Source organism: Flavobacteriales bacterium (genome assembly GCA_013214975.1).
Lineage (GTDB): Bacteria > Bacteroidota > Bacteroidia > DT-38 > DT-38 > DT-38.
Genome location: JABSPR010000255.1, coordinates 1 through 7005, shown reverse-complemented (window position 1 = coordinate 7005; position 7005 = coordinate 1). Strand labels below are relative to the sequence as shown.

The 7005-nt window shown below is 36.5% G+C and carries 10 protein-coding genes; 7 read left to right on the top strand and 3 right to left on the bottom strand.

Going from position 1 to position 7005, the window contains the following annotated elements:
- The 5 genes from HRT72_08350 to thiH all read left to right on the top strand — a co-directional run.
- Positions 1-265, top strand: a 265-nt coding sequence (locus HRT72_08350) for a phosphomethylpyrimidine synthase ThiC (GenBank protein NQY67716.1), incomplete at its 5' end; no start/stop codon positions are given.
- Entirely contained in the window at positions 266-991 is a 726-nt protein-coding gene (locus HRT72_08345) for a bifunctional hydroxymethylpyrimidine kinase/phosphomethylpyrimidine kinase (protein NQY67715.1), read from the top strand.
- Positions 984-1655 (top strand): thiamine phosphate synthase, encoded by a 672-nt coding sequence (thiE, locus tag HRT72_08340; GenBank protein NQY67714.1) that lies wholly within the window; start codon positions 984-986, stop codon positions 1653-1655. The genes HRT72_08345 and thiE overlap by 8 nt, the downstream gene beginning before the upstream one ends.
- On the top strand, positions 1633-2400 hold the full coding sequence (locus HRT72_08335; GenBank protein NQY67713.1) for a thiazole synthase: 768 nt from the start codon (positions 1633-1635) through the stop codon (positions 2398-2400). Before thiE ends, HRT72_08335 begins: the two co-directional genes overlap by 23 nt.
- A 4-nt stretch (positions 2401-2404) precedes the next feature.
- Positions 2405-3514 (top strand): 2-iminoacetate synthase ThiH, encoded by a 1110-nt coding sequence (thiH, locus tag HRT72_08330; protein NQY67712.1) that lies wholly within the window; start codon positions 2405-2407, stop codon positions 3512-3514.
- Here thiH and HRT72_08325 read toward each other — a convergent pair.
- Genes HRT72_08325 through HRT72_08315 form a run of 3 tightly spaced genes read right to left on the bottom strand, consistent with a single transcriptional unit; the run spans position 3511 to position 5549 of the window.
- Positions 3511-4149 carry a thiamine phosphate synthase gene (locus tag HRT72_08325; protein ID NQY67711.1) on the bottom strand — a complete coding sequence of 213 codons (639 nt, stop codon included), beginning with the start codon at positions 4147-4149 and terminating at the stop codon, positions 3511-3513. The genes thiH and HRT72_08325 overlap by 4 nt on opposite strands.
- Positions 4140-4892 (bottom strand): geranylgeranylglyceryl/heptaprenylglyceryl phosphate synthase, encoded by a 753-nt coding sequence (locus HRT72_08320; GenBank protein NQY67710.1) that lies wholly within the window; start codon positions 4890-4892, stop codon positions 4140-4142. The genes HRT72_08325 and HRT72_08320 overlap by 10 nt, the downstream gene beginning before the upstream one ends.
- Before the next feature lie 21 nt (positions 4893-4913).
- Positions 4914-5549, bottom strand: a complete 636-nt coding sequence (locus HRT72_08315) for a 4'-phosphopantetheinyl transferase superfamily protein (GenBank protein ID NQY67709.1) — start codon at positions 5547-5549, stop codon at positions 4914-4916.
- Between the two features lie 174 nt (positions 5550-5723).
- On the opposite strand from HRT72_08315, the gene HRT72_08310 reads away from it, so the two are divergent.
- Both HRT72_08310 and HRT72_08305 read left to right on the top strand, forming a co-directional pair.
- The gene (locus HRT72_08310) at positions 5724-6743 is read left to right on the top strand and encodes a WG repeat-containing protein (GenBank protein ID NQY67708.1); all 1020 of its coding nucleotides are present in this window, start codon (positions 5724-5726) and stop codon (positions 6741-6743) included.
- Positions 6744-6820: 77 nt separating this feature from the next.
- The coding region (locus tag HRT72_08305; GenBank protein NQY67707.1) for an adenosylhomocysteinase at positions 6821-7005 on the top strand (185 nt) is incomplete at its 3' end.

Sequence of the window (7005 nt, the reverse complement as noted above, 5' to 3'; positions counted from 1 at the left end):
TAGATGGCAAGATCAGTTTAACTTGTCTCTTGATCCGGACACGGCCATGGAGTACCACGATGAAACTCTTCCCGCTGAAGGAGCTAAAGTTGCTCATTTCTGTTCGATGTGTGGACCACATTTTTGCTCTATGAAAATATCGCAAGAGGTGCGAGAATTCGCCGCGAAAAATGAAGTTTCTGCAGAAGAAGCAGTAGTGAAAGGGATGGAGGATAAAGCCAAGGAGTTCACGGATGAAGGAGGTGAAATTTATTTGAAACAATAAATGAGCGTTAAAGTTCTTTCTATCGCAGGATTTGATCCGAGCGGAGGGGCCGGTGTTTTGCAAGATGCAAAAACCTTTGAAGCGCACCAAATTAATGGGTATGCTGTCTCTACATCAATAACTTTTCAAAATGAGAGTGAGTTTGATGGTTTACATTGGATTAAAATTGAGGATATACTAAAGCAATTAGAATCTGTTCTTAAATCCACTTCAGTTGATGTTGTAAAGATTGGATTGATAGAAAATTTGGATGTATTGAATGCAGTAATTCCTGTGTTAATGAATAAGAATCCAGAGGTGAAAATTGTTTGGGATCCCATATTAAAAGCGACCGCAGGGTACCAATTTCATAGCACGTTTGAAACGATTAAATTGAAAAAAATATTAGATCAAATGTTTCTTGTTACGCCAAATCAAGACGAGAAAATTTATTTTCTTGAGCACATAGATTCGTGTTCTATTTTGGTAAAGGGTGAATTGGAGGATGATAAAGTTTTGAATAAATTATACATAGAAGGTCGAATCGTTGAATTTGAAACGGAGCGAGTTGCCAATAGAGAGAAGCATGGTACGGGATGCATCTTTTCAAGTTCATTAGTTGCAAGTTTATCTTTAGGAAAAGATATTGAGACTGCGAGCAGACTTGCTCAAAAGCATACATTGGATTACATGAAAAGCAGTGAAACATTATTAGGACTGCATAAAATGGAGAACGTACATGCCTAGATCAATTTCTGATTTTCAATATATCACTAATCAAGAAGAGCCAATTGAGCTTTTCGAAACGGTTACCGAATTGGTTGCCTTAGGGGTTGATTGGATACAGTTGCGAGCGAAAAACGCTTCAGAAGAGGAGCGAAGAGAAATGGCTTTTGAATTACGCTCGATTTGCACAATTCACAATGCTAAATTGATTATTAATGATGACGTACAACTTGCAAAGTTAGCTGGAGCTGATGGCGTTCATTTAGGAAAATTAGATATGGACCTTAAAGAGGCTAGGAGCATATTAGGAGACGGTTTTATTATTGGTGCCACGGCAAATACATATGAAGATGTGGTTCGGTTAGATCCATACGCAGATTATATTGGACTTGGGCCGTTAAGGAGGACAAAGACGAAAAAACAACTCAGTCCAATATTGGGATTTGAAGGGGTGCGATCCGTGATGAAGAATTATGCCATTGACGGATTGGAAACTCCTGTCGTTGTTGTTGGAGGCGTAACTTCGGAAGATATTGTAGACCTATTGAGATATAATATAAACGGCGTTGCGGTGTCTTCTTTTCTTGGCATGACGTCGGATAAGAAAAATGTTATTGAGGCATTTAAGTCGAGTTTATTTCAAGCAAACAAAACGAAAGAAAATGGAATCATTGAAAATAGCTGATCATAGTTTTGGTTCTAGACTTTTCACTGGAACCGGAAAATTTAGTTCAAGTAAATTAATGGAAGAGGCATTGTTGGCTTCTGGATCGGAACTGGTTACAGTGGCTCTAAGAAGAGTAGACGTGACAAAGAACAAGGATGAAATATTGGATAGACTCGCTCATCCTCAGTTTAAACTGTTACCTAATACTTCTGGTGTGAGGACTGCGAAAGAGGCAATATTCGCAGCCCAATTAGCACGAGAAGCTTTAGGCACGAACTGGCTGAAATTGGAAATTCATCCAGATCCAAAATACTTAATGCCTGATCCTATAGAGACGTTGATAGCAGCGGAGGAACTGACAAAATTGGGTTTTGTTGTTATGGCATACATCGGTGCAGACCCTGTTGTTTGTAAAAGGTTAGAAGATGTGGGAACAGCAGCTGTAATGCCATTAGGTTCACCGATTGGGAGCAATGGTGGTTTGCAAACTAGAGCGATGTTAGAAATTATTATTGATCAAAGTAATGTGCCTGTGGTTGTAGATGCGGGATTAGGTCTTCCTTCTCACGCTGCAGATGCAATGGAAATGGGTGCGGATGCGGTTCTGGTAAATACTGCGATTGCGGTGTCTAGCGATCCAGTAAACATGGGTATTGCTTTTGGTAAAGCGGTTGAAGCGGGAAGGATGGCATTCGAAGCAAAAAGTGGTTTAGTTTCGAGCAAGGCAGTTGCAAGTAGCCCGATGACAGATTTTTTAAATTAATGTAATGAGTTTCGATGCTGTAATAAATGCCAATCGTTGGGAGGATGTTAGTAATAGTATCTATGAAAAAGATGCAAGAGATGTCGAAAGAGCTCTCAGTTCTCCTCGAAGGGATTTGGAAGATTTTAAAGCTCTGATTTCTCCAGCTGCGGCCCCGTATTTAGAGGAAATGGTACAAATGAGTAGCGCCCTAACGAAGAAACGTTTTGGTAATACCGTGCAAATGTATATACCGCTTTACCTCTCTAACGAATGCAATAATATTTGTACTTACTGTGGGTTTAGTTTGAATAACCCAATTAAGAGAAAAACATTAAGCGATGAAGAAATTCTAAAAGAGGTCGCTGTTATTAAAGCAATGAAATTTGATCATGTTCTTATCGTGACAGGAGAATCATCCGATAAAGTAGGACTAGATTATATTAAGAATGCCATTAATATTATAAAATCACATTTTTCGAATGTAAGTATGGAGGTTCAGCCGATGGACCAAAATGAATACGAAGAATTGAAAGAATTAGGGCTGAATAGCGTTTATGTTTACCAAGAGACTTATCGTTCTGAAACATATAAAGAACATCATCCCAAAGGACGAAAGTCGAATTTTGAATATAGAATAGAGACACCAGAGCGGTTAGGGAATGCAAAGATTCATCGAATTGGATTAGGTGTTTTGTTAGGCCTTGAAGATTGGCGAGTAGATAGTTTTTTTACAGCTGCTCATCTCAGTTATTTGGAGAAAAAATTCTGGCAAACTAAATATTCGATATCCTTTCCACGGCTTAGGCCATGTAGTGGAGTAGATAACTTAAAATCGAATCTTTCTGACAAGGAATTGGCCCAATTGATAAGTGCTTTTAGAATCTTTAATGGAGAGGTAGAGCTTTCATTATCCACTCGAGAGGAAGAATCTTTCAGGAATAATTCAATGAAACTGGGAATCACATCTATTAGTGCTGGATCGAAAACTTCTCCTGGTGGTTATTCTAATGAAACGGAAGAGTTGGAGCAGTTTGAAATATCAGATGAAAGATCACCAGCTCGGTTTGCGAGTGAACTTATAGCGAAAGGTTATGAGCCTGTTTGGAAAGATTGGGATAGAGGATTAGTCTAGTTGAAAACGGGTTCTCCTAAGTCTTCGCAAAGTTTTCGAGCCTTAATGAATTCGTCAATTGGATCTCTGTCGTCCTGCCAGATTGCTCCAAGAAGGGCAACTCCTGAAAAGCCTAAAGCATGTGCTTTAGGGATATTATCACTAGAGACTCCCCCTAGAGCATACATCTTCTGTTTGGTTCTTTTCAAAGATGAAGTGAGGTTTCTGTCTGTAAAATCGCCCATGTGACCTTTTTTGGAAATACTATCAAAGACCGGGCTTAAGAAAATATAATGATATTTTTCCGTGTTGGTTAAAATACTAGATATACTGTGAAACGATGTGCTAATTGAAGACCGTGGATTGGAGTATCGTAGAAAAAGAAGTCTCCACCACTTCTTGAACTTATTACTTTTGTATCTGCGAGTTAAATGAATTCCTTTTATCTTGAATTTTTTTGCCAATTTATAGTGAGAATGCAGAATAACTTTTTCTAAGTGCTTTTCTGGGATTTGGTTTAAAAAGAACTCTAGTTTTTCGTCTGAAAAGTTTGGTTTTCTAATGTGAAAAGTTTCTAATCCGTTATTAAACAGTTTGTTAATTATTTGGATCTCTCCAGAGATATTGGTTGGACTAGAAACAACAATTATATCCACTTGTAGCTTTTTATTTTATTACTTACTTCGGAAATGAAATTAGGATTTTTTTCAGTGGCATTTCCTATTACTACTATATCAGCTCCAGCTAATAAGCAGTCTATAGCTTTGTCAGTAGAATTAATACCACCACCAACAATCAAAGGAATATATATTTCACTTCTAACAGCGGATACCATCTCCTTACTAATAACTCTTTGGGCTCCACTTCCACCATCCATGTAAATCATTTTCATGCCGAGCATTTCTCCTGCCAAAGCGGTGCACATGGCTATGTCGTCTTTGTCCCATGGTATAGGGTTTGTATTGCTGATATATGAAGCAGTTGTTGGTGAACCACTACTGATAAGCATATATCCTGTCGATATAATATCCAAATTTGTTTTTCTTAGATACGGCGCTGCGATTACATGATTACCTATTAATAATTCTGGATTTCTTCCAGAGATAAGAGAAAGTAATAAAATTGCATCTGCCTGACTATCTATCTGTAATGGGTTTCCTGGGAATAAAATTACAGGAATATTGGATTGGAGTTTTAATTGGGAAAGACACTTTTGTAGATTCCCTCCCGATAGTAAGCTACCTCCTATAAACAGGTAATCTACGTGAGAATTATTTGCAATATTGACGAGCTTCTCTATAGCAGAGTCATCAAGCTTATCTGGGTCTATTAGCACGGCTAATTGCTTTTTCCCCTTTATTTTCTTCTCGATTATTTGTTTGTAAACTTCTACCATAATACCCTTTCAGTACTTGCAATATTAAGTATTCATAACATAAACAAGCATGTATTCGTCATGTTTTTCATAGTGCAATTTATAACTTGTTTCGAATCCTTTCTTAGTGATTTTTGCGTATAATTCACCTTGGTTAAATACAGTAAAGGGGGGAATGTAAATGTCATTTTTAAAGCTTAATTCTTTCCTTCCATATACTTTATAAAGAGCTTCTTTTACTCCCCATGATATATGTAAATGTTCGATTCTATTCTGACCATCTATGGATAATAGCTCTTCACTAGATAGGAATTTGTTTTTAATAGATTCTATTTTATTGCTCATCAATTGAATATCAATTCCCGTTTCATCGGTATCGTTAATGATGATAGCGACATATTTGATTGAATGAGAAATTGAAATTTTATTATTACTACCATCAAGTGACGGCTTGTTAAAATTATCTCTTGTAATTCTAATGTCTGGTCCGCAAATAGATTTTAATAATAATCGAGTAGATAACCATTCTTTTTTTCTTTGATCACTGGAGAAGCTGAAAAATATTTTACTGTCTTCATTAGTTAAAATAATGCTTCCTTGAAGCTCGGTAACGGATTCTTCAATAATCCACATACCTACAGTAGTACCTTTATTTAGCTCTTTCTTAAGGAATATGCCCATGCTTATTTGTAGAGTGCGATAGTAAGACTTCAATTTACGAAGAAGATTTAGATTTTCTTGGTTTCAAAAAGCATAGTATGCAAATTTGTTCAATTCAATAATTTTCGTGAACTTGCAATGTTAACGGATTGAGATCTTTTGGATTAGATTCATATTTAGTAAAATTGACGATACATGACTAGACAGATATTCTTTCGAGTGAACATACTTATTCTAAGTATGTTATTAAGTGGATTGATTTCCTATTCTCAAGTGTTATTACCGGTAAAAATTGGGGATAAGTATGGTTATATCGATGAAAAAGGAGAAGTTTCTGTGAAAGCAGAATTTGAATTTGCTCAACAGTTTTCGGATGGACTAGCTGCAGTTAAAATAGAAGGTAAAAAAGGATTTATTGATAAGACCGGGAAGATTGTTATTTCTGCAGAATATGATAAAGTGGAAGATTTCAAAGAAGGACTTTCAGTAGTGAAAAAGAGTGGAATCTGGTCATATATTGATAAAATGGGGAAAATTGTTATTGAACCGGATTGTGAGAAAGCGTTTAGTTTTTCAAATGGTGTTGCTCGAATACAGAAAGCTGGAAAATGGGGCTATATAGATAAAACGGGAAAAGTTGTTGTGGAGGCAATCTATGATAATGCGCATGATTTTAAAGAAGAGTTAGGAAGCGTTGAAAAAGGGGATAAATGGGGATATATTAATCTGTCAGGTAAAGTGATAATTGATTTTAAATTCACAAACGCATTTGATTTTTCTTCATCTCATGAACTTGCTAATGTTGAGATTAATGGCAAATGGGGCTTTGTTTCTAAGTCTGGTGAAATAGTGATAAAGCCAGAATTTGATAAGGCATTTATATTCTGGGACGGTTTGGCTCTCGTTAGGGTGGGCGATTTCAAAACAGGTAAATATGGTTATGTTAATGAAGATGGTAAATATGCTGTAAACCCAAAATATTATGGAGCGCATCATTATGCTAATGGATTAGCTTGTGTAAAGAAAAGCAGTAATAAAACCGATAAATGGGGTTACATAGATAAGGAAGGGAAGTATGTGATTTTTCCTCAATTTGAGTATCCGGCAGAATTCAATGACGACGGATTTGCGAAGGTTAGAATTGGTGATAGAAAAACCGGTACTCAAGGTTATATCAATAAAAAAGGCAAGTTTATCTGGAAGGATAATCAATAGTCAAATAACTATTACAGAACATTTTCTTAGGCCTTGAGTATAAGCACGAGATATTACAAATAATTAAATTGAATAATATGAGCGACACTGCTGTGAATCAAAAAGAGAAGTATAAAGTAAAGGATATTTCGTTAGCTGAATGGGGTAGAAAAGAAATTACTATTGCTGAAGCGGAGATGCCGGGCTTAATGAGTTTAAGGAAAGAATTCGGAGATTCTAAGCCTTTGGCAGGAGCAAGAATTGCTGGATGTTTACACATGAC